The sequence below is a fragment of the Tenacibaculum crassostreae genome (genome assembly GCF_964512405.1).
In the GTDB taxonomy this organism is placed as follows: Bacteria; Bacteroidota; Bacteroidia; order Flavobacteriales; family Flavobacteriaceae; genus Polaribacter; species Polaribacter crassostreae.
Map to the genome: position 1 here is coordinate 75,019 of NZ_CAZELE010000002.1, position 23,365 is coordinate 98,383.

Annotated in this window: 20 protein-coding genes; 9 read left to right on the top strand and 11 right to left on the bottom strand. The window is 32.2% G+C overall.

From position 1 onward, the window contains the following. Nucleotides 1-45: 45 nt before the first annotated feature. Nucleotides 46-1,965 (top strand): OmpA family protein, encoded by a 1,920-nt coding sequence (locus tag ACKTST_RS01335; RefSeq protein WP_408045994.1) that lies wholly within the window; start codon nt 46-48, stop codon nt 1,963-1,965. 70 nt (nt 1,966-2,035) lie between these two features. Here the strand turns inward: ACKTST_RS01335 and ACKTST_RS01340 are convergent, their stop codons facing one another. From ACKTST_RS01340 to ACKTST_RS01350, 3 genes are read right to left on the bottom strand one after another with little or no spacing between them, the layout of a single operon-like run. Further along, nucleotides 2,036-2,599, bottom strand: a complete 564-nt coding sequence (locus ACKTST_RS01340; RefSeq protein WP_408045995.1) for a hypothetical protein — start codon at nt 2,597-2,599, stop codon at nt 2,036-2,038. 18 nt (nt 2,600-2,617) lie between these two features. Next, nucleotides 2,618-4,087, bottom strand: a complete 1,470-nt coding sequence (locus tag ACKTST_RS01345; protein ID WP_408045996.1) for a SusD/RagB family nutrient-binding outer membrane lipoprotein — start codon at nt 4,085-4,087, stop codon at nt 2,618-2,620. Nucleotides 4,088-4,099: 12 nt separating this feature from the next. Beyond that, nucleotides 4,100-7,207, bottom strand: a complete 3,108-nt coding sequence (locus tag ACKTST_RS01350) for a SusC/RagA family TonB-linked outer membrane protein (protein WP_408045997.1) — start codon at nt 7,205-7,207, stop codon at nt 4,100-4,102. A 221-nt stretch (nt 7,208-7,428) separates the two neighbouring features. Between ACKTST_RS01350 and ileS the strand changes: the two genes are divergently transcribed. The 6 genes from ileS (at nt 7,429) to ACKTST_RS01380 (ending at nt 15,253) form a co-directional block, all read left to right on the top strand. Next, nucleotides 7,429-10,836 carry an isoleucine--tRNA ligase gene (gene ileS, locus ACKTST_RS01355; RefSeq protein WP_408045998.1) on the top strand — a complete coding sequence of 1,136 codons (3,408 nt, stop codon included), beginning with the start codon at nt 7,429-7,431 and terminating at the stop codon, nt 10,834-10,836. A gap of 4 nt (nt 10,837-10,840) precedes the next feature. Continuing rightward, a complete protein-coding gene (locus ACKTST_RS01360) occupies nt 10,841-11,218 on the top strand; it encodes a TraR/DksA family transcriptional regulator (protein WP_408045999.1) in 378 nt (125 codons plus the stop codon). Nucleotides 11,219-11,345: 127 nt separating this feature from the next. Continuing rightward, nucleotides 11,346-11,909: a hypothetical protein gene (locus ACKTST_RS01365; protein WP_408046000.1), complete on the top strand. Its 564-nt coding sequence runs from the start codon at nt 11,346-11,348 to the stop codon at nt 11,907-11,909. A gap of 88 nt (nt 11,910-11,997) precedes the next feature. Beyond that, the gene (locus ACKTST_RS01370) at nt 11,998-13,893 is read left to right on the top strand and encodes a M61 family metallopeptidase (RefSeq protein WP_408046001.1); all 1,896 of its coding nucleotides are present in this window, start codon (nt 11,998-12,000) and stop codon (nt 13,891-13,893) included. A 122-nt stretch (nt 13,894-14,015) separates the two neighbouring features. Continuing rightward, nucleotides 14,016-14,609, top strand: coding sequence for a lipoprotein signal peptidase (locus ACKTST_RS01375; protein ID WP_408046002.1), 594 nt, complete (start codon nt 14,016-14,018; stop codon nt 14,607-14,609). Nucleotides 14,610-14,653: 44 nt separating this feature from the next. Then, on the top strand, nt 14,654-15,253 hold the full coding sequence (locus tag ACKTST_RS01380) for a DUF4230 domain-containing protein (RefSeq protein ID WP_408046003.1): 600 nt from the start codon (nt 14,654-14,656) through the stop codon (nt 15,251-15,253). Here the strand turns inward: ACKTST_RS01380 and ACKTST_RS01385 are convergent. Next, nucleotides 15,250-15,663, bottom strand: coding sequence for a DUF6691 family protein (locus ACKTST_RS01385; protein ID WP_408046004.1), 414 nt, complete (start codon nt 15,661-15,663; stop codon nt 15,250-15,252). The genes ACKTST_RS01380 and ACKTST_RS01385 overlap by 4 nt on opposite strands. A gap of 1 nt (nt 15,664) precedes the next feature. After that, nucleotides 15,665-16,225 carry a YeeE/YedE family protein gene (locus ACKTST_RS01390; RefSeq protein ID WP_408046005.1) on the bottom strand — a complete coding sequence of 187 codons (561 nt, stop codon included), beginning with the start codon at nt 16,223-16,225 and terminating at the stop codon, nt 15,665-15,667. Between the two features lie 214 nt (nt 16,226-16,439). Here ACKTST_RS01390 and ACKTST_RS01395 point away from each other — a divergent pair, with 214 nt between their 5' ends. Then, nucleotides 16,440-17,432 carry a Stealth CR1 domain-containing protein gene (locus ACKTST_RS01395; protein WP_408046006.1) on the top strand — a complete coding sequence of 331 codons (993 nt, stop codon included), beginning with the start codon at nt 16,440-16,442 and terminating at the stop codon, nt 17,430-17,432. A gap of 60 nt (nt 17,433-17,492) precedes the next feature. Here ACKTST_RS01395 and accC read toward each other — a convergent pair whose 3' ends face one another. The 6 genes from accC to pdxA all read right to left on the bottom strand — a co-directional run bounded on the left by accC (nt 17,493) and on the right by pdxA (nt 22,430). Then, the gene (gene accC, locus ACKTST_RS01400; protein ID WP_408046007.1) at nt 17,493-18,833 is read right to left on the bottom strand and encodes an acetyl-CoA carboxylase biotin carboxylase subunit; all 1,341 of its coding nucleotides are present in this window, start codon (nt 18,831-18,833) and stop codon (nt 17,493-17,495) included. Nucleotides 18,834-18,929: 96 nt separating this feature from the next. Further along, on the bottom strand, nt 18,930-19,412 hold the full coding sequence (gene accB, locus ACKTST_RS01405; RefSeq protein WP_408046008.1) for an acetyl-CoA carboxylase biotin carboxyl carrier protein: 483 nt from the start codon (nt 19,410-19,412) through the stop codon (nt 18,930-18,932). Between the two features lie 23 nt (nt 19,413-19,435). Next, the gene (locus ACKTST_RS01410; protein WP_408046009.1) at nt 19,436-20,431 is read right to left on the bottom strand and encodes a beta-ketoacyl-ACP synthase III; all 996 of its coding nucleotides are present in this window, start codon (nt 20,429-20,431) and stop codon (nt 19,436-19,438) included. 150 nt (nt 20,432-20,581) lie between these two features. After that, nucleotides 20,582-20,776, bottom strand: a complete 195-nt coding sequence (gene rpmF, locus ACKTST_RS01415; protein ID WP_047789948.1) for a 50S ribosomal protein L32 — start codon at nt 20,774-20,776, stop codon at nt 20,582-20,584. 8 nt (nt 20,777-20,784) lie between these two features. Beyond that, nucleotides 20,785-21,321: a YceD family protein gene (locus ACKTST_RS01420; protein WP_408046010.1), complete on the bottom strand. Its 537-nt coding sequence runs from the start codon at nt 21,319-21,321 to the stop codon at nt 20,785-20,787. A gap of 74 nt (nt 21,322-21,395) precedes the next feature. Further along, nucleotides 21,396-22,430 carry a 4-hydroxythreonine-4-phosphate dehydrogenase PdxA gene (gene pdxA, locus ACKTST_RS01425; RefSeq protein WP_408046011.1) on the bottom strand — a complete coding sequence of 345 codons (1,035 nt, stop codon included), beginning with the start codon at nt 22,428-22,430 and terminating at the stop codon, nt 21,396-21,398. A gap of 63 nt (nt 22,431-22,493) precedes the next feature. Between pdxA and ACKTST_RS01430 the strand changes: the two genes are divergently transcribed. Next, nucleotides 22,494-23,081: a riboflavin synthase gene (locus tag ACKTST_RS01430; protein ID WP_408046012.1), complete on the top strand. Its 588-nt coding sequence runs from the start codon at nt 22,494-22,496 to the stop codon at nt 23,079-23,081. The last annotated feature ends 284 nt before the right edge of the window (nt 23,082-23,365 follow it).

The window sequence follows — 23,365 nt, forward strand, 5'->3', positions numbered from 1 at the left end:
TAAAAAAAAGTATCTTTAGTAATTATTAAGGGAATCAATTAAAATATGGGGACAAGAATAACTATCGTTCTATTTTTTTTAAGTACAATTTGTTTTGGACAACGAAAATATACAGCAGATAAGTATTTTGAAGACTTCGCGTATAAAAAATCTGCCGAATTATACGAGAAAATATATGAAAAAGGAGATGATTCTTACGAAATCGTGAGTAGGTTAGGAGATTCATATTACTTCAATTCTGAGTTTATAAAAGCAGAAAAATGGTATAAAACTTTAATGGATAAGTATGAGAATTCAGCTTCTTCAGAATATTTTTTTAGATATGCACAAGCATTAAAAAGTAACGAAAAGGTTGAAGAATCAAACAAATGGCTTTTAAAGTTTAACGAGAAAAATAAAACAGACAGTAGAGGTTCTGCTTTAAAAGAAAACGAAGATTATTTTAGCGATTATACAAGTAATAAAAAGAAGGTTTTTGTAAACATCAAAAACGTATCAATCAATACTAAATATTCAGATTTTGGCGGTTTTATTTATCAAGATAAACTTTATTTCGCGTCTACAAAACCGGTAGAAACCAGCGATAAACTATACAAATGGAATAACCAACCTCATTTAAATATTTACAAAGCAACTGAACAAATTGATGAAGAAAATCAAATAGTAGATGTAAATGATGACGAAAGAATTCAATCGGTAAGTTCTGGTTATCATGAGTCAAGTGCTATTATTACTTCTGATGGTAAAACAATGTATTTTACTAGAACTAATTTAGATGAAGGTAAACTAAAAGGAGGGACAAATAAAATTGCGAATTTAAAAATTTATAGAGCAGAAAATATCAATGGAAATTGGGCGAATATAACTGAACTTCCGTTTAATAATGATGATTATTCGGTGGGGCATCCTGCTTTAAGTCCAGATGAGAAAACATTGTATTTTATTTCTGATATGCCTAATGGCTTTGGATCGACAGATATTTATAAAGTAGCAATTTTAGATGATAATAAATTTGGAACTCCAGAAAATTTGGGAGCAAAAATAAATACAGAAGGAAGAGAAATGTTTCCTTTTATCGCTAAAGATAACACGTTGTATTTTGCATCAGATGGTCATTTAGGTTTAGGAGCTTTAGATGTTTTTGAATCAAAAAATGAAGCAGGAGTTTATTCAAACCCTAATAATTTAGGAGTGCCAATCAATGGTCCATATGACGATTTTGCATTTGTGATTGACGCAGAAAAGAATAACGGATTTTTCTCTTCAAATAGAAAAGAAGGTAAAGGAGATGATGATATTTATAGTTTTGTTTTATATAAATGTAAAGAAGATGTTACAGGAATTGTATCAGACGAAGATAACAATGAGCCAATAGAAGGAGCTACAGTAAAATTGATTAATGCCGAAGGAAAAGTAGTTTCAGAAAAAGTAACTGGTAAAAACGGAGCTTATACGTTTATTGAGGTTGATTGTGAGCAAAATTTTGTTGTAATTGCAGAAAAACAAGATTATAAAGATGGAAAGCAAGAGCTTCAAACGTTAGATTTGAATAAACAATCAATTACTTCAAACGTGTCTTTAAAGTCATTAATAGTTGAAGACCAAATTGTAATTAATCCTATTTACTTTGATTTTGATCAGTACGATATAAGAAGAGATGCCGAATATGAGTTAGAAAATATTGTTTCTGTAATGAATAATCATCCTGAAATGATTATTAAAATAGAATCACATACCGATAGCCGTGGACCTAATGAATACAATAAAATGTTGTCAGAAAAAAGAGCCGAAGCAACAAGAGATTATATCGTTTCTAGGGGGATAAAATCAGAAAGAATTGAAAGCGCTATAGGATACGGAGAAGAGCAATTATTAAACAATTGTGATGATGAGAATGAGTCTAAATGTTCAAGAGAAGAACATCAAAAAAATAGACGTTCGTATTTTTATATAGTTAAAAAGTAGATTAAAAAATATTCAATAAAAAAACCGAAGCATTTGCTTCGGTTTTTTTATTGAATATGATTTTTAATAATTAATCGGTAATAGTAATAGTAATAGTTTCATTAATATTAATATATCCTAAAGCTACTGGGAATAATTGAATTTCAATTGTTTCTTCGCCTTCAGTAACTCCATCATCGATTATCGTTAAGAAGTCAGTAATTGTGTTTTGTAAACTAGTTGACGCATCATAAGTATAAATATATCCTTCTTGGAATAAAAAAGGACTAAAATCTTGAATAGTCATGAAATAATAATTTCCATCCCCAGTGCCCCAGTTGTAATTGTTGAAAGTATAATCTGTACCTTCGGTAGCAGTACCACCTACAACACGAAGTCCAATTTGACCTGAGATAGGTTCATCATAAACATATATACCTTCCCATTCATCTATTTTTCCTTGAACTAAATCTTCCTGAACTACAATGAACTCTGCTTGGTTCCCTTCGCTTACTGTAATTGCATTTTGAGCAGCTTTAGCATTTGTGAAATTTCCTATTTCAGTATCGAAAACAACTTCATCCTGTTCACAAGATATTATTACCAGAGTACATAAACTCAGTAATAGTGTTTTAATATTTAATATTTTTTTCATGATTTGTGTTTTTTAGAATTAATTTACGTCCCAAAATATCTTTGAAGTAAAAGCGTCGCTTCTACTTTGTACAGTAACATTTGCTGCGTTACCAGAATATTCTGAAGCAGGATATAATAATCTTACTGGAATATTTGGATCAGTAGAACCGTTAGGTAAAGGTAAATTACTAGGGAAGCCAGTGCGGTTATATTCTATCCATAATTCAGCCCCAGAAACACTAGTAAGTGCAATCCATTTTTGAGTTATTATTGCTTCTAAAGAGTTTCCTCCGTTAAAACCAAGAGATCCATCAGAATCTGTAGCAGTAATGTAAGTGCTAGCTCCAGAAGCTCCTAATGAATTAAAAGAACTTGTAATACCTTGGTCAAATAATGCTTTAGCATTTCCAGATAAATATCCTCTTTCTACTGCTTCTGCTTGTAAGAAATAACTTTCAGCAGCTAACATAATTGGCAAGTTAGCGTCTGCACCTTTTAAAATACCATCTCCTATAGAAGCTGCATTACCACCACCACCTTGTTGGGTTCCTGCAAAAACATTTCCATTAGCGGCATTAGGCTTCCATAATCTATTTAATCTTGGGTCGTTAGAGTTGTCTAATAAGTTAAATGCGAAGTCAGAAGGACCAGTCATTCTACCCATTGTTTCAGGGTTTCCTACAGGGTCAAATCCATATGTCTCCCAAAATGGATTTTGTCTATCATCTTGATCTGAGTAACCAGGATTGATTGTTACATCTTGAGTAAGAAATTGAACACCGTTTAATTCTGAGAACTTACTATTTACATAAGTAGCTAAGGTAGCATCTGTTTCTGCTTTTAAAATTAAACGTACTAATAAGCGTAATTTAATAGTGTTCGCGAAAGCTTCCCATCTTGCCATATCTCCACCAAAGGTAATATCAGCAGCTCCAAAAGATTCTGATGCTTCACTTTTGTTAATTAAAGCAATAGCTTCATCAATATTATCGATTAAGCTTACATATATATCTTGAGCGTCATCATAGACTGGAGTTAAGTTTTTAGTCCTTTCAAAAGCTTCAGAATAAGGAACATCTCCATATAAGTCTACTATATATTGAAAGTAAAAAGCTTTTAAAATTTTTGCAGCAGCTTTTTGATCATCCCAATTTTTATCATCTTGATGATTTTCAATAATAACAAAATTTGAAATATACCTATTCATGTCGTCCCAAACATCATTGTAAAATGTTGAAGATAATTGATACCTGCTTTCTTCACCATAAGCATCGTTAAAAGCTAAGTAGTTACCAGACCAAGAAACACCCATCCAGTTTCCAATTCTATTTAATCGATTAGTGTATGTTTCTGCAGATAATGTTTGCGCACCAACAATTAATTCGTTTGGATCTGTATCAGATAAGTTTTGAGCGACTATGTTGTCATTCACATCTAAATAATCATCACAAGAAATAAAGGCTGTGAAGATTAAAAATATTGAAGTTATTTTAAATATTTTTTTCATTTTTTTTCATTTTTAAAATGCTACATTAACTGAAAGAGAATAAAATCTAGTAGGAGGGGTAATACCATAGCTGGCTATACCAAACCTTCCAGCAAATTCAGGGTCGTTATAACCTCGATTGTTCCCTTTTAAGCTAGTCCATAAGTTTCGTCCACTCAGTCCAATATTCAATCTACTCAACTTAAGTTGGTCTAAAAACCTAGTTGGAAAATCATAACTTAAAGATACCTCTCTAATTTTAAATGCTGTTGCATCAGTTATGAAATTTTCATCAACGTCAACATAATTACCCGTATAGTAACCGTAAGCTTCACCTAAAGGTTGTAGATTTCCTCCACCAGCTGTAAATACAGTTTCATTGTTAACTCCTGTTCCTTCTACAGTTGAATTAGGGAAGATAAAAGGTTGTCTGCCATTATAGGTTGTTTCAAAAGTTCTACCTTGTCCTGTTAGGTCGTTTCTAATTCCAGAGTAGAATACATGTCCTGTCCTGTAATCTGCAACTGCAGCAAGGTTAATTCCTTTATATTTCAAATTTAAACCAAAGTTTAAAATGTAGTCTGGTGTGGTTTTACCTAAAACTTTTAACTCTGAGTCAATTAAAGGAGTACCATTTGCATCTACAACAACTCTACCTTGATCATCTCTTTGATATGAAGTACCTAGTAATGTAGGGAATTCTTGTCCTTCAATAGCATAAGCACCAACTGTACCAAAGTTAGCAACCTCAATTCTTTTAGATGCACCAGTTTCTTCAACAGTAGTTTTGAAAGTGCTATAACCAACTCTACCACTTAATTCAAAATCTTCTGTTTTAATTGGTGTGAAACCTAAATCTACTTCTAAAGAAGTAGTTTTTGTTTCTCCTAAATTAACAAGAGCGTTACCTAATCCTGAAGAAAAAGAAGCAGATCTATTTAGTATTTGATCTGTATTGGTACCCCAAGTTTGAGAAGCATCTAAAGTAAGCCTTGGACCATTATAGTTTAAAAATTCTAAATTTACGTTCGCTTCATATGAGGTAATAAATTCTGGTTTTAAATTTTGATCAACACTTTCTGATTCTGCAATCAAAGCTACTAAACCTGTGTTTGGATAAGTAACATCTATATTTGCTATTTCAGAAACCTCTTTTGATCTAATACCAGTAGCATTACCTGTTTTTACAAAGCTTGTAGATATTTTTGCTTTATGTAGAAACTTGTTTTTAATTTCAGGGAAAGCTTTAGTAGGGATAAAAGCGACACCAGCAGAAGGATAGAAGAAATATCTGTTTTGCTCAGGTAACACTGAACTACCATCATATCTACCAGTAAGATTTAAAAATAAATAATCTTTATACCCTAAATCAACTTGACCAAATGCAGAAACTGTTCTTGGTGTCAAAGGTTCTATTAAAGGAATATCTTCTGGACTCGTAACATTATCTAAACTAAATAAACCAGGTGTATTTAAGTCTGCACCACCTTTTAAAGTTCGAGTGATTTCTCTATCTGTTGTATTTATACCAACGTTAGATTTAAAAGTTAAATCTTCAGTTAGTTTATAGTCAAAGTTTACTAATAAATCAGCATATATATATGTTTCTTCATTATTGTCTTCTAAATAAAAAGAACGGATAGATCTATTTGTTCCAACATATACAAATGAATCTTCAAAACTATTTCTTCTAAATTGAAAATCATTTGTTGTTTTTCTATACGACCCTCTTAAAACAGCATCAATATTTTCATTAAACTCGTAGGTTAATTGTCCTGAAACATCAATTATTTTACGTTCACCTAATCTTCTGTTATTTTTTAATGTCCAATAAGGGCTGTCTTCATATATAGTCCAGTGATCATTGTTGTCGCCACTATTAAAAGCTTCTACAGGTACATTACCAGGAGTGTTAGATAATCTTTGGTACATACTTGTTCCTGGATAAGTGTTATCTTCTCTTCTGTTATCTACATCTCTATTGTTAACATCATCAGTACTTTGATCAGTATACCTAAAAATAGCTTGTGCTCCAAATTTACCGAATTGTTTTCCTAATGTTAATGAGAAGTTGTTTTTTTGAAGTTCACTACTAGGGATAACACCACTTAAATCTTGACGTAAGTATCCAAAGTTAAAATAACCTTTTTCATTATTCCCTTTAGCTATAGAAATTGAATTTTGAAGGTTAACTCCTGTGTTAAAAAAAGGCAAAATATTATCTTTAATATGACTGTACTTGAAATATCTAAAATTACCATTAGCGTCAGGAGTACCAACAGAAATTAAAGCACCGTTATATGGAGCTCCCCATGAACCTTGGTCTACAGTTTCAATATTACCACCCCAACCTTGACCAAAAATATTTTGTGTTTCAGGTAAAAAAGCAATTTCTTCAACTGTTAAGGAAGATTTTATATTAAAAGTAAATTTATTAGCATCTTTTGCTCCTTTTTTAGTAGTAACAATAATTACACCTGCTGCACCTAATTCACCATAAAGAGCTGCTCCATTTGCACCTTTTATCACATTCATAGATTCAATGGTGTTTGGGTCTAAACTAGAAAGTACTTCAGCAGTAGAAACAATATTGTCAATAACTATTAAAGCAGAATTATTACCAGAAATAGATCTAGTACCTCTTAATGTAATTTGAGTGTTCGGAGTTAATCCAGCAGAAGTTGTGTTAATCTGTAAACCAGAAACTTTACCTGCTAGCGCTTGAACAGCATCTGGGTTGGCAGCTTGGTTTAATTCGTCAGCTTTCACAACTTGATTTGCAGTTGTTATTTCATCTGGTTTACGCTTAATACCTACAGCAGTAACCACAACTTCTTGAAGTAGGTTTTCGTCTTCAGACATTAAAACATCAATAGTGTTTGAAGAGTTAATCGTTTTCTCAATAGTTTTCATACCAACAAAACTGAATACAAGTATATCACCACTATTGGCTTTTAATGAATATTTCCCGTCAAAGTCAGTTTGTACACCGCTAGATGTATTTTTAATTATGACATTTACACCTGGTAAAGGTCCGTTAGAATCAGAAACGGTTCCTGAAACAGTTTTTTCTTGTGCAAATGTTATTTGCACAATTAACGCCATGAAAAGCGCTAAAAATCCGTTAAACTTTTTTTTCATTGTGATTTTGTTTGAATTATTTGTACTCAAAAATGCCTAATAAAATCGGAATAAACAATCTTTGATAGCAAAAAAAGACTTAAAAAAATGTGAAAATTTAAACACAACTGTTAAAAAATAAACATGATAAGGTTTTTTGAAGGAGTTTTAAACATGTTTTTAAAGGAGAAATTTTACAAGAAAATACGTAATTTCGCACATTCAATTAATATACCGACAAAATGAGTAAAAAGTTTACTGAATACAAAGGATTGGATTTGCCAAAAGTAGCTGAAGAAATTTTAAACTATTGGGAAGAAAACAACATCTTTGAAAAAAGTATTACTACACGTGAAGGAAACGAACCATTTGTGTTTTTTGAAGGGCCACCTTCGGCAAACGGTTTACCAGGAATTCACCACGTAATGGCACGTGCCATTAAAGATATTTTTTGTCGTTATAAAACTCAAAAAGGATACCAAGTTAAACGTAAAGCGGGTTGGGATACACATGGGTTACCGGTTGAATTAGGGGTTGAGAAAGAATTAGGAATCACCAAAGAAGATATCGGAACTAAAATTACAGTTGAAGAATACAACGAAGCGTGTAAAAGAGCTGTAATGCGCTATACTGATATTTGGAACGACCTAACTCAAAAAATGGGATATTGGGTAGATATGGAAGATCCGTATATTACCTATAAACCAAAATATATGGAATCGGTTTGGTGGCTATTGAAACAAATCTATGATAAAGATCTGTTGTATAAAGGGTATACCATTCAACCGTATTCACCAAAAGCAGGAACAGGATTAAGTTCGCACGAGTTAAACCAACCAGGAACCTATCAAGATGTTACCGATACTACAGTAGTCGCTCAGTTTAAAGCCATCAAAGAAACCTTACCAGAGTTTTTACAAGTAGAGGGTGATGTACACTTTTTAGCGTGGACAACGACTCCTTGGACACTTCCTTCAAATACAGCATTAACTGTTGGTCCAAAGATTGAGTATGTGTTGGTAAAAACATTCAACCAGTATACATTTGAACCAATTCAAGTGGTGTTGGCTAAAAACTTAGTATCAAAACAATTTGCAGGGAAGAAATTTGCTCAAGTAGAAGATGTAGTGGAATTAGAAAACTATGCTGAAGGAGATAAGCAAATTCCATACGCAATTGTAAAAGAATTTATAGGGAAAGACTTAGTAGGTATTAAATACGAACAATTATTACCATTTGCTTTACCATATCAAAACCCAGAAAATGCTTTTAGAGTAATTTCAGGAGATTTCGTTACAACTGAAGACGGTACAGGTATCGTACACACAGCACCTACCTTTGGAGCCGATGATGCGTTAGTTGCAAAACAAGCAACTCCAGAAGTGCCGCCAATGTTGGTGTTAGATGAAAATGAGAATCCAGTTCCGTTAGTAGACTTACAAGGTAGATTCCGTCCAGAAATGGGAGAATATGCAGGTAAATATGTAAAGAATGAATACTATACAGATGGTGAGACTCCAGAAAAATCGGTAGATGTAGAGCTAGCGATTCAATTAAAAGAAGAAAATAAAGCCTTTAAGGTTGAAAAATATGTGCACAGTTATCCTAACTGTTGGCGTACCGATAAACCAATTTTATACTACCCATTAGATTCTTGGTTTATCAAAGTAACCGACGTTAAAGATAAAATGTTCGATTTAAACGAAACGATTAACTGGAAACCAAAATCAACAGGAGAAGGACGTTTTGGTAATTGGTTAAAAAATGCCAATGATTGGAACTTATCTCGTTCTCGTTTCTGGGGGATTCCATTACCAATTTGGCGTACTGAAGACGGTACAGAGCAAATTTGTATCGGTTCTGTAGAAGAATTGAAATCAGAAATGATAAAAGCTGTTGAAGCTGGCGTAATGTCTGAAGATATTTTTGCTGATTTTGAAGTAGGAAACATGTCAGAAGAGAATTATGATAAAATTGATTTACACAAAAATGTAGTTGATAAAATTGTCTTAGTTTCTGCATCAGGAAAACCTATGAAGCGCGAAAGCGATTTAATTGATGTTTGGTTCGATTCTGGTTCTATGCCGTATGCACAATGGCATTATCCTTTTGAAAATAAAGAATTAATTGATGCTAAAGAAAGTTACCCAGCGAACTTCATTGCAGAAGGAGTAGATCAAACTCGTGGATGGTTCTATACTTTACACGCCATCGGAACAATGGTGTTCGATTCTGTAGCTTATAAAAACGTGGTGTCTAACGGATTGGTGTTAGACAAAAACGGACAAAAAATGTCGAAACGTTTAGGAAATGCGGTAGATCCGTTTACAACTTTGGCGGAATTTGGTCCAGATGCTACTCGTTGGTACATGATTTCCAACGCAAACCCATGGGATAACTTAAAATTTGATATTGCAGGAATAGAAGAGGTAAAGCGTAAATTCTTCGGAACTTTATACAATACCTATTCATTCTTCTCTTTATATGCAAATATTGATAACTTCACATATAGCGAAGCAGAAATAGCGATTAATGAGCGACCAGAAATTGATCGTTGGATTTTATCTGAATTAAATACATTGGTAGATAAGGTTGATAAATTTTATGCAGATTATGAACCAACCAAAGCAACTAGAGCCATTTCAGATTTTGTTCAAGATCATTTAAGTAACTGGTATGTACGTTTGTGTAGAAGACGTTTCTGGAAAGGCGAGTACGCACAAGATAAAATATCAGCATATCAAACATTATACACTTGTATGTTAACGGTTGCTAAATTAGGTTCTCCTGTAGCTCCGTTTTTTATGGATCGCTTGTATAAAGATTTAACAAAAGCAACAGGAGTAGAAAGTTATGAAAGTGTACACATTGCTGAGTTTCCTAAATATAACGCTGATTTAGTTGATAAGTCGTTAGAGCGTAAGATGGAAAATGCACAAACTATTTCATCGTTAGTGTTGTCTTTAAGAGCTAAGGAGAAAATCAAAGTACGTCAACCGTTACAAAAAATCATGATTCCTGTGTTAGATGCAACGCAAAAAGAAGAGATTTTAGCGGTTGCAGATTTAATAAAATCAGAAGTAAACGTAAAGGAAATTGAGCTTTTAGACGATGCTTCAGGAATTTTAGTAAAACAAATTAAACCAAATTTTAAAGCTTTAGGTCCTAAATTTGGAAAAGATATGAAGCTGATTGCTAGTCAAATACAAAATTTCTCTCAAGAAGATATTTTTAAAATTGAAAAAGAAGGAGAAATTTCTGTGGAAATTAATAGTAAAATGATTACTTTAGAAACCGCAGATGTAGAGATTTCATCAAAAGATATCGAGGGGTGGTTAGTAGCAAATGCAGAGGGGTTAACTGTAGCTTTAGATGTTACAATAAACGATGATTTACGTAAAGAAGGTGTGGCAAGAGAGTTGGTAAATAGAATTCAAAACGCACGAAAAGACACTGGTTTAGAAGTAACCGATAAAATTAAATTAACCATTTTGCAAGCTGACGATTTAAAAGAATCGGTATTGGCAAATGAAAACTACATAAAAGCAGAAACATTAACAAATGAGCTAGTTTTTGTTGATGATTTAAAAAATGGTACAGAAATTGAGTTTGATGCCATTAAAAGTAGAATGTTAATTGAAAAAATATAGCATTATGGAAGATGTAAAAATAAGATATTCAGACAGTGACTTACAAGAATTCAAAGGAATTATCATAAAGAAGATTGAAAAAGCTGAAGAAGATTTAAAACTATTACAAGCATCGTATAAAAATGGTTCTGATAATGGTACAGACGATACTTCTCCTCAGTTTAAGTCGTTTGAAGAAGGGTCAGATACCATGGCTAAAGAAGCAAACATGCAGTTGGCTATTCGTCAAGAAAAGTTTATACGTGACTTAAAAAATGCGTTGATTCGTATTGAAAACAAAACGTATGGTATTTGTAGAGTTACAGGTAAGTTAATTCAGAAAGAACGTTTAAAATTAGTACCTCATGCTACGTTAAGTATCGAAGCTAAACGCATGCAGTAAACTATAAATAAAATTTGATAAAGCCTCTTTATGAGGCTTTTTTTGTATGAAAAATTTTGTATTCATATTCCTTTTAATTAATAGTCAATTTCTTTTTTGTCAAGAAAAAATAGTTCAACAAAGAACGATGAAAGCTGATGAATTAGAGATTATAACCTATGGGTTGGATGATATTATTATTGAAAATTCAGAAGGAAACAATTTAGAAGTGACTCTTTTTGATGAAAATCCATACGCACATAATATTTTATTTACTGAAGAAGATGGAGTTTTAAAACTAACTTTTGAGCTTAATTTTAATCTTTTTAAAGAAGAAGTTTTTAGAAAATACATAACAAAAAGGTTAGAAAGAGCAAGAGTGTTAATAAAAATTCCTAAGTACAAAAAAGTAGTTGTTTATGGAAAAACTATTGGAGTAACTTCTAAAAGTTATGACGGGAATTTAAGCGTTTATATAGAAAAAGGAAACATTCAATTAAATACAATAAAAAACACAACAATAGCTCATCTTTTTCTGGGGAATGTATACGCAAGAGCTTTAAATTCAGAATTGAATCTAACTACAAAAAAGGGTAGAATTGTTATTAATGAAAAAAATAAAAAATCTCCTTTTGTTAAATCAGCTTCCAATACTTCAAAAAAACTAACAGTAAGTTCTATACATGCTAATATTACTGTTGTAACAGACTAATTATAGAAGTTAACAAAATTTTATGAAATGAATTGGTAACAGATTAGAGTTGAATTTGTCTAATTTGTGGAATATATAAACGTTTAAAATGAATAAAAGTATACTAACCACAGCTGCAGCTGTATTATTATTAGCTAGTTGTAATTCAACAAAAAAAGCAACTGTAAATGACTTAGCGAGTCAAAACCCTATTGTATCTACTGTCGATTTAACCCAAGTTACTGATGATAAAGTACCAGTAACTATAAATCCGGGAAGATTTACTGTTGAAAAAGTTACCTACAGGCTACCAAGAGTAGTACAAGGTACATATTCGGTAAGTGATTTTGGAAAATATGTAGATGCTTTCAAAGCTTTCGATTATGAAGGAAACGAACTTACAGTAAACAAAGTTGATACAAACACTTGGGAGATTAGCAATGCTAAAAAATTAGACAAAGTAACGTATTTAGTTAATGATACTTTTGATGTCGAGGTTTCAGGAGGAATTGGAGGAGATACTCCGTTTTCACCAGCAGGAACAAACATTGAGTCGACAAACTATGTGTTAAATCTTCACGGATTTATTGGATATTTCGATTCTTTAAAAAACAGCCAATATAAGTTAGATGTTGTTTCGCCTGCAAATTTCAAAAGAACTTCAGCGTTACAAGTTGTAGGAACAAAAACAAACGATGACGGTTCAGTATTAACTTCAAGTTATTTCGCGCCTCGTTATTTTGATATTACTGATAACCCAATGTTTTATGGTGAGTTAGATGTTGAAGAGTTTCAAGTAGGTGATATTAAAATTGTATTAAGTGTATATTCTCCTAATAAAAAACATTCTGCAGAAAAAATTAAAGCAGTAATGGAAAAAATGATGCAAGCTCAAAAAGCATATTTAGGAAGTGTAAATAGCACAGCTCGTTACGATATTTATTTATACTTATCTGACGGTACAGAAAAAGCACCTAAAGGATTCGGAGCTTTAGAGCATCATACATCTACGGTAGTAGTGTTACCAGAAGCAATGCCAGATCAAGCTTTAGCTAAAAGTATGATTGATGTAGTTTCGCATGAGTTTTTCCACATTGTAACTCCGCTAAGCGTACATTCAGAAGACGTACATTATTTTGATTACAACCAACCAACTTTTTCTAAACACTTATGGATGTACGAAGGAATTACCGAGTATTTTGCTACGTTATTCCAAGTAAATCAAGGGTTAGTTTCAGAAGATGAATTTTATCAAAAAGTGATGGGTAAAATCAAAACTGCTTCAGGAATGAATGATTCTATGAGTTTTACTGAAATGAGTGAAAATGTTTTAGATGAACCGTATGCATCACAATACTATAACGTATACCAAAAGGGAGCTTTAATAGGAATGTGTATCGATATTTTAATGCGTGAAGAAAGTAACGGAAACAGAGGGGTGCTGTCTTTAATGAAAGAATTATCGTTAAAATACGGGAAAAACAAACCATTTGAAGATGATAAGTTAATTGAAGAAATTACAGCAATGACCTATCCATCAGTTGGAGAGTTTTTAAATACACACGTAGTAGGAGGTACTCCGATTGATTATAACAAGTTTTTTGCAAAAGCAGGATTAGCTTTAGAAGAATCAAAAGTTAAAACAAATTATATTCAAAATAATGGGTCAATTATTGTAAAAGGAGATAAAGAGTCAAAAACTATCCGATTTACAGATGCAGTCAAAAACAATAGTTTTTGGGCTGAAAATGGAGCGCAACCAAATGATGCAATTAAAGAGGTTGATGGTGTTGTGTTAACTATGGAAAACGCAAATCAAGTGTTTACCCAAATGTTTATGTGGCAACCAGGAAAAGAAGTTGAGGTAAAGTTGGATAGAAACGGAGAAGAAGTTGTAATTAAAACTACATTAACTCAATCGTATACTAGCGGGAAAAGCTTAAAGAAAAGTGCAAGTGCAACTGAGCAACAAAATGAATTAAGAAATGCTTGGTTAAAAGGATAAACCGTTTTTTTATAAATTAAAAGACCAATTCCATTTGATAAGAATTGGTCTTTTTTTGTTTATTACGAATATAAAATTCATAAAAATAGTTTTCTTATTTTTGTTTCCATTAAATTAAAAAAATGTCTAAAAAACACATCGCAATACTTACCGTAATATTGGCAATTTTAATTGATCAAATAAGTAAAATATATGTAAAAACCCATTTTCAATTAGGTGAAGAAGTAGTTGTTTTTGCAGATTGGTTTAAAATCCATTTTACCGAAAATAACGGAATGGCTTGGGGTTTTGAATTCGGTGGTAAAGCAGGAAAGTTGTTTTTAACATTGTTTAGAGTTGTTGCGGTATCAGGTATTGTATACTGGTTGTGGCAAACGGTAAAAAGACAAGCTCATACCGCAGTTGTAGTTGCTATTTCTTTAATCTTAGCGGGGGCTGTAGGTAATATTATCGATTCTGTTTTTTACGGTGTAATTTTCGATACATCGTATCATAATGTTGCAACGCTTTTTTCTGATAATCCTTACGGAGAATTATTCTACGGTAAAGTGGTAGATATGTTATATTTTCCAATTTACGAAGGTGAAAGTTTTACTTTTTTTAACGCTATTTTTAACGGTGCTGATTCTTGGATAACCATTGGTGTAGCTTTATTGTTTATCTTTAACAAACAAGCATTTCCAAAAGAAGAAAAAGAGGCAAAACAAGTTTCTTAAAACACTTTCATATACTTTTTTTATATTTATAGAAAAAGAAAACTATGCGCTTACTAAAATGTGCTGCAATATTTTTACTCGGATTTTTAATTGCCAAATTATGGTACGAAGAGCAAGAAGAAAAATATGAGCAAGAAGAAATTCAAGTTGTTTTAAACGGAATTAAAAATTTGAGTAAACTAGTTGTTTCAGAAGGGAATTTCTCTGAAATGTATAGTTTTTCTGATGCCAGAAAATATTTTTACGGATATCTTTCTTTTGAAAAAAAAGCGATGTTATCGGTAAATGCGAAGGTTGAGGTTGGCTACGATTTATCAAAATTAGAAATTCAGGTTGATAGTATTGGTAAACAGATTATCATTAATAAAATTCCAGAAGAAGAGCTAGTTATTTCCCCAGATATTAAATATTTCGATTTACAGCAAAGTCAGTTCAACACTTTTTCAAAAGAAGAATTGAACAAACTCAATAAAAAAGCGATTGAAAAAATAAAGTCAACAATTACAGTTTCTCAGCTGCAAAATGAAGCTAAAAACCGCTTATTTGAAGAATTGTCTAAAATTTATCAGCTTTCTAAAATCTACAATTGGAAAGTAGTAGACAATACGAATTCAAATTTGTTAGAACCAATTTTATTAGATTAGTTAGGTAGCTTTTTGCTCAATACCCCATAAATAAGAGAACCTAATAAAGCTCCAAAAAGAACAATTAGCATAGGTAGAAACCCTTGTCCTATTAAAACAAAAATAGGGGCAGGACATGCACCAGCTAAAGCCCAACCTAGTCCAAAAAGAGTACCGCCAGCTAAAGTTCGAGTAAATCCTTTTTTCTTTTCTTTTATGTTGATTTGGTTTCCTAAATAATCTTTAATTTTTCCTGTTTTAAAGAAATACATAAAAATTACTGAAATAGCTACGGCAGACCCTATAATTCCGTACATATGAAATGATTGAAACTTAAACATTTCATAAATACGATACCAAGAAACAGCTTCAGATTTTGATAAAATAATCCCGAAAACAATACCTATAATTAAAAATTTTACATTCTTCATACTAACCAAAAATTAAAGGGAATAAAATCCAAACCATTATCAATCCACCAATAAAAAAACCAATTACAGCTAGTAAAGAAGGAAGTTGAAAACTGCTTAAACCAGTAATAGCATGACCAGAAGTACAGCCATCGGCATAACGAGTACCAAAACCAATAAGAATTCCTGCTACTAATAAAATAACAAAACCTTTTAGAGTAAGCATGTTTTCTAAACTATAAATTTCATTAGGTAAATAGGTTTTTCCTGCGTCAGCAAAACCTAAATCGGCTAGTTTAGAAATAGTGGTTTGGTTTAGGTCAATTTCTGTAGAAAGAGATAAATAGTTCACAGCTATATATCCACCAATCATTAAACCAGCTAATAAAAAAATAGCCCAATCACGTTCTTTCCAGTCGGTTTTAAAATAATCTGACAGTTTTCCTGCACCAGCAATAGTACAAAGAGTTTCTAAGTTTGTAGATACTCCAAAATTTTTTCCGAAGTAAAAAAATAGAAACAAGACTAAAGCTATAAGTGGCCCCGACACGTACCAAGGCCAAGGTTGTAATATAAAATCCACAATAATTTATTTTGTATGGAATAGCAGCACCTCTTTTTGATAATTGCTGTTGTATTCAAGGGTTCTTTAAGAGGGCAAATATACGGTAAATTTTTACTACCATAGTAATTTACTAGGGTAAGGTGGCCATTATAAAAGAAATAGCAGAATTAATAGTAGAAAAAGAGTTATTTTTGAACTTTATATAGATTCATTAATTTTTGATATAAGAGCAATGGGAATAGATTTTGTGGTTACATGGGTAGATATGGATGACCCTAAATGGATTAAAGAGTTTTCGAAATATTCAGACAAGATTGATAATTCTGTAAATGAAAAATCTGAAGCACGTTTTAGAGACCATGGGTTTTTAAGATATTGGTTTAGAGGAATCGAAAAATTTGCTCCTTGGGTTAGAAAAATACACTTTGTAACTAGTGGTCAAAAACCAGAATGGTTAGATGAAAATCATCCAAAAATCAATTTAGTAAGTCACTCAGATTATATTCCGAAAGAGTTTTTACCTGTGTTTAATTCAAATTTAATTGAAATATATATGCACAAAATACCTGGTTTATCAGAACAGTTTGTGTATTTTAATGATGACTTTTTTATTATAAATGACGTTCCAGAAACGCGTTTTTTTGAAAATGGTTTGCCAAAGGATATAGCAACGTTTAGAACGAATACAGGTATTTCTCAGTTTGAAAAAATGTTGAAAAATAATATTCGATTGATTAATAAACATTTTGATAAAAAAGAAGTTCTAAAAAGAGATCACGATAAATGGTATCATCCATCATATGGTTCAAGAGCTAGAATAACGAAATTATTAAAATATTATAATAAGTTTATCACTCTTAGAACACCTCATAATGCTCAACCATATTTAAAATCTACTTTTGAAGATGTTTGGGAACATTGCGGAGAAGAACTAACAGAAATGTCTAAGCACAGATTCCGAAGTGATAATGATTATACGCCAGAGTTATTTAAAACTTGGCAGATATGCAAGTCTAACTTTATACCGTATAACACCTACCAAGACACAAAAATGTTTTCATTAGTTATAAAGTCTAAAAAAGCAATTAAAGCGCTTAGAGAACAATCGTATTCACTTGTTTGTTTAAACGATAATGTTCATATTAGAAACTATGAGAAGGTAATGCAAGAGATACACGATGCTTTTGAAAGTATATTACCAGAACAATCAAGTTTTGAAAAGTAAATCGTTTACTTATTCGAAATAAAAAAGCCTAATGTTTAACATTAGGCTTTTTTATTATGATTATTTTTCCATTTCAAAATCTTCCATGAACTTGGTAGTATAATTACCAGCTACATAATCTGGATGATCCATTAATTGTCTGTGGAAAGGAATTGTAGTTTTTACACCTTCAATTACATACTCATCTAAAGCACGTTTCATTTTGTTAATTGCCTCCTCACGAGTTTGAGCAGTAACAATTAACTTAGAAATCATAGAATCGTAGTTTGGTGGAATCATATACCCAGCATAAACGTGAGTATCGATACGAACACCATGACCACCTGGAGCATGATATGAAGTGATTTTTCCTGGAGCAGGTCTAAAGCCGTTAAAAGGGTCTTCTGCGTTAATTCTACATTCAATAGAGTGTAATTGTGGTTTGTAGTTTTTACCAGAAATTGGCACACCAGCTGCAACTAAAATTTGTTCACGAATTAAATCGTAGTCTACAACTTCTTCAGTAATAGGATGCTCTACTTGAATACGAGTATTCATCTCCATAAAGTAGAAGTTACGGTGTTTATCAACCAAGAATTCAACTGTTCCTGCACCTTCATACTTAATGTATTCTGCAGCTTTAACAGCAGCAGCTCCCATAGCATCACGTAATTCTTCCGTCATGAAAGGAGAAGGAGTTTCTTCCGTTAATTTTTGGTGACGACGTTGTACCGAGCAATCTCTTTCTGATAAATGACATGCTTTACCGTAAGAATCACCTACTACTTGAATTTCGATATGGCGAGGTTCTTCAATTAACTTCTCCATATACATATCGTCGTTACCAAAAGCAGCTTTTGATTCTTGTCTTGCAGAATCCCAAGCGTCTTTTAAATCTTCAGCTTTCCAAACAGCACGCATTCCTTTTCCTCCACCTCCGGCAGAAGCTTTTAACATTACTGGGTATCCTGTTTCTACAGCGATTTTTTCACACTCTTCAAAAGTGGTGATTACACCATCACTACCAGGTACACAAGGTACACCAGCAGCTTTCATGGTAGCTTTAGCGTTTGCTTTATCTCCCATACGGTCAATCATTTCAGGAGAAGCTCCGATAAATTTAATATCGTGCTCTTCACATAATTTTGAAAACTTAGCATTTTCAGCTAAGAAACCGTATCCTGGGTGAATACCATCTGCATTTGTAATTTCAGCAGCAGCAATGATACGATCCATTTTTAAATAAGATTCGCTACTTGGTGCTGGTCCAATACAAACCGCTTCATCAGCAAATCTTACGTGTAAACTTTCAGCATCTGCTTTTGAATAAACAGCTACTGTTTTAATACCCATCTCTTTACAGGTTCTAATTACACGTAGTGCGATTTCGCCTCTATTGGCAATTAATATCTTTTTAAACATAATTTATGAGTTTATGAGTTTATACGTTTTGTGGTTGATAAACTTAACGACATATGTTATTAAGTTTCCAAACTTTTAAACTTTCTAAACTAAATGTTATGATGGGTCTACTAAGAATAATGGTTGATCGAATTCTACTGGAGACATATCGTCAACTAATACTTTTACGATTTTACCTGATACTTCAGACTCGATTTCGTTAAATAACTTCATTGCTTCAATAATACAAACCGTATCACCAGCATTAATAGTACTACCAACTTCAACAAACATTGGTTTGTCTGGTGAAGGCTTACGATAAAAAGTACCGATGATTGGTGATTTTACAGTAACGTATTTAGAATCGTCTTCTGTTTCAGCAGGAGTAGCTGCAGCAGCTGCTGCTGGTTGTGCAACTGGGGCAGGAGCAACCATTTGTGGAGCTTGAGCCATAGGAGCAGCTGCCTGAATAATAGTAGTTTCAGGAGATTCGCTTCCAGTTTTAATGGTGATTTTTATATCTTCCATTTCTAACTTTACTTCACTTGCACCTGATCTTGCGACAAATTTTATAAGACTTTGAATTTCTTTAATGTCCATTTTCCTAAATTTTAGTTGTTTAGTTATGAGTTATATGCCCATTTTAAGTAAATAGATCCCCATGTGAATCCACCACCAAATGCAGCAAAAATTAAATTATCTCCTTGTTTTAACTCTTTTTCATAGTCGGCAAGTAATAATGGTAAAGTAGCAGAAGTGGTATTTCCGTACTTGTGAATATTCATCATTACTTTGTCATCTTCTAAGCCAACTCTATTAGCTGTAGCTTCGATGATTCTTTTATTAGCTTGATGTGGTACTAACCACTGAATGTCTTCTTTTGTTAAGTTGTTTCTGGTTAACATTTTTTCAGAAACATCTGCCATATTTGATACGGCAAATTTAAATACGGTCTTTCCTTCTTGATGAACAAAGTGTTGTTTGTTCTTAACCGTTTCTTCTGATGGAGGTAAAATTGATCCACCAGCTTCAATTTTTAAGAATTCTCGACCAATACCGTCGCTTCTTAAATATTCGTCTTGTAAACCTAAACCGTCGGTATTAGGTTCAAATAATACAGCACCAGCACCATCACCAAAAATGATACAAGTAGCTCTATCAGTATAGTCGATAATTGAAGACATTTTATCTGCTCCAATTAACAATACTTTTTTGTAGCGACCACTTTCTATATATCTAGCAGCGGTAGACATACCATATAAAAAACTTGAACAAGCTGCTTGTAAGTCGTAAGAAAAGGCGTTTACAGCTCCAATTTTTGACGCTGTATAGGCAGCGGTTGATGCTACAGGTAAATCAGGAGTAGCAGTTGCTACAATTACCATTTCAATATCTTCAGGGTTGGTGTTTGATTTTTTTAATAAATCTTCAGCTGCTTTTATAGCCATAAAAGAAGTTCCTGCGCCTTCTTCTTTTAAAATTCTTCGTTCTTTAATTCCTGTTCTGGTAGTAATCCACTCATCATTGGTATCTACCATTTTTTCTAGCTCTTTATTGGTTAGAGCGTATTCTGGAATATATTTTCCTACTGCTGTTATTGCTGCAGTTATTTTAGTCATAGTTGTTTGTTTTGTAGTAAAACGAGTTTTCAAAGTAATGAAAATTATTTCACTTTTTTATAGAAAAAAACAGCAAAAAGAGTAATTTTTGACAAAAAAACACAAAAAAACCCTCAGAAATGAGGGTTTTTTATGTTTTTAAACTAGTTTTTAAGCCTCAGCAGCAGCGCTTTCTAATACTACTTGACCTCTGTAATAAAGTTTTCCTTCATGCCAGTGAGCTCTGTGGTATAAATGAGCTTCTCCAGTTGTAGGATCAACAGCTATTTGAGGAACAGAAGCTTTATAGTGAGTTCTTCTTTTGTCTCTTCTAGTTTTAGATATTTTTCTCTTTGGATGTGCCATTTTATGTCTTATTTATCTGTTAGTAAATCCTTTAATTTATCCCATCTAGGGTCTGCTGATTCTTCTTCAACAGTTTTTTCTTTGTTTATTCTTAACTCTTCTAATTTCTTTAAAGTTTCTGACTGCATTGAACCGTCGGTTACACTTGGGTGTATTCTTTTGGTTGGTACAGATAGCACAATTAATTCATATATATATTGTGCAACATTTATTTGATAAGCTTCATGAGGAAGTATTAAAATTTCATCATGCTCATCATTAAATTCAGGTCCAAATTTAACAACTAAGTTTAAATCACCTGTAATAGGCAAATCAAACAACTCATTTGTAACGTCGCAAGGAACAGTAACGGTTCCGTTTATTGTAAAACTAAGTTCGAATAATGTACTCTTTTTTACAAATGCAACAGTTGTTTTTACCTGAGCGTTGTCAAATTCATCAAACTGAAATGCTTCAAAGAACTTTTTGTCAATTTGATATTCAAATAAATGACTTCCTTCTTTTAAACCTACAAAAGGTATGTTGAATTCTTTTAAGTCTTTCATCTACAACTATCAATTTGAGCGTGCAAAGATATAAAAAATGTTTTTATTTTTATATTTTGAGTGAAAAAAATACACTATTTAACTTTTAACGCATTTTTAGTGAGTTTTTGGTGCTCTTTTCGGTTCTTAAATATTTGTAATGAGGTAAATAAAGCTTCGGTAAATGAAGTTGCATTTGCTTTATTTTTGCCTGCAATATCAAATCCAGTTCCATGATCTGGAGAGGTTCTTACTTTGTTTAATCCTGCAGTAAAATTTACTCCATTTCCAAATGATAAAGCTTTGAATGGCGCCAAACCTTGATCGTGATACATAGCTAAAACTCCATCAAATTGTTTGTAAGTTTTTGAGCCGAAAAAACCATCAGCTGCATAAGGACCAAAAACTAACTTACCTGATTCTTTTATTTCTGCAATTGTTGGGCGGATGATTTCGTCATCTTCTGTGCCAATAATTCCGTTGTCTCCACAATGAGGGTTCAAGCCTAAAACAGCAATTTTTGGTTTGTTAATATTAAAGTCTTGTACCAATGAATTGTACATGATTTCAACTTTAGACTTTATAAGATCTGGAGTGATAGTTTCAGCAACTTTCGAAACAGGGATGTGTCCCGTTATTAAACCTATACGTAATTCATCGGTCATTAAAATCATCAAACTCTTTCCGTCTAAATTCTCTTCAAGATATTCGGTGTGTCCTGGGAATTTAAAATCTTCCGATTGAATATTTTCTTTATTGATTGGTGCGGTAAGTAGCGTATCGATTGAATTATTTTTTAGTGCAAATACTGCTGCTTCTAACGATTTAAAGGCGAACTTACCTCCATCTTCAGTAGTTTTCCCTAAATCAATCTTAGCTTCTTCCTTCCAAGCATTTAATAAATTAATTTTACCATAAACAAGTTTATTTATAGATGTAATTCCATGGATGTTGTTGTTGAGATTTAACGCTTTTTTATGATAGGAGATTAATTTGTTTGAAGCGAAAAGAACTGGAGTGCAGAACTCTAGCATTCGTTTGTCTTCAAAAGTTTTTAAAATAACTTCAATCCCGATTCCGTTAATATCTCCAACTGAAATTCCAACAATAATTTTGTTTGCTTTATCCATAGTTTATTTTCGTAGGTAAAGTTGTATTTTTGATGCTAACAAAAGTAACTAAATTTTTATAGAATGTTTACCGGAATAATAGAAACTCTTGGAATTGTAAAAGGTATTGAACGTGAAAAAGAGAATTTACACCTAACGATTCAAAGTGATATTACCAATGAGTTAAAGATAGATCAAAGTGTGGCGCATAACGGAGTATGTTTAACTGTGGTTGCGATTGATAATGATGAATATACGGTAACGGCTATTAAAGAAACTTTAGATAAAACCAATATTGGTAATTTACAAGTTGATGATGAAGTAAATCTTGAAAGAGCAATGAAATTAGGTGCTAGATTAGATGGTCATATCGTGCAAGGGCACGTAGATAGAACAGGAATCTGTAAGAATATAGAAGATGCAGAAGGAAGTGCCGTTTTTACATTTTCATATGATTTTGATGGGACTAATGTTACTATTGAAAAAGGTTCAATTACAATTAATGGGGTGAGTTTAACTGTGGTGAATTCTAAAAAAGATGAATTTAGTGTAGCAATTATACCTTATACATTTGAGCATACTACATTTAAAAATTTTGTTATTGGCAGTAAAGTAAATTTAGAATTTGATGTTATAGGTAAATATGTGGCAAGATTGACGCAGTTGAAATAAAAAAACACCTACAAATAATATGTAAGTGTTTTTGTGTTTAAATGTGGTCTTAAAGAGCCTAAATGAATTCAAAATCGTGTTGATTTTTATAATTACGTTTAATAATCTTAAAACAAAATTCTTTTAAGTGTTTTTTTAAACTAATTTTTTATACGTGATTATAAGTTTGGCAATTTTATTAAGAGAGCTTGTTCCGGTTAAGTCAATCCTAAAAAGCAAGAGCACAAAGTAATCCTAGTTTTGTTCTTCAACATAGACAAAATTAAATTTATTTAAACCTAAAT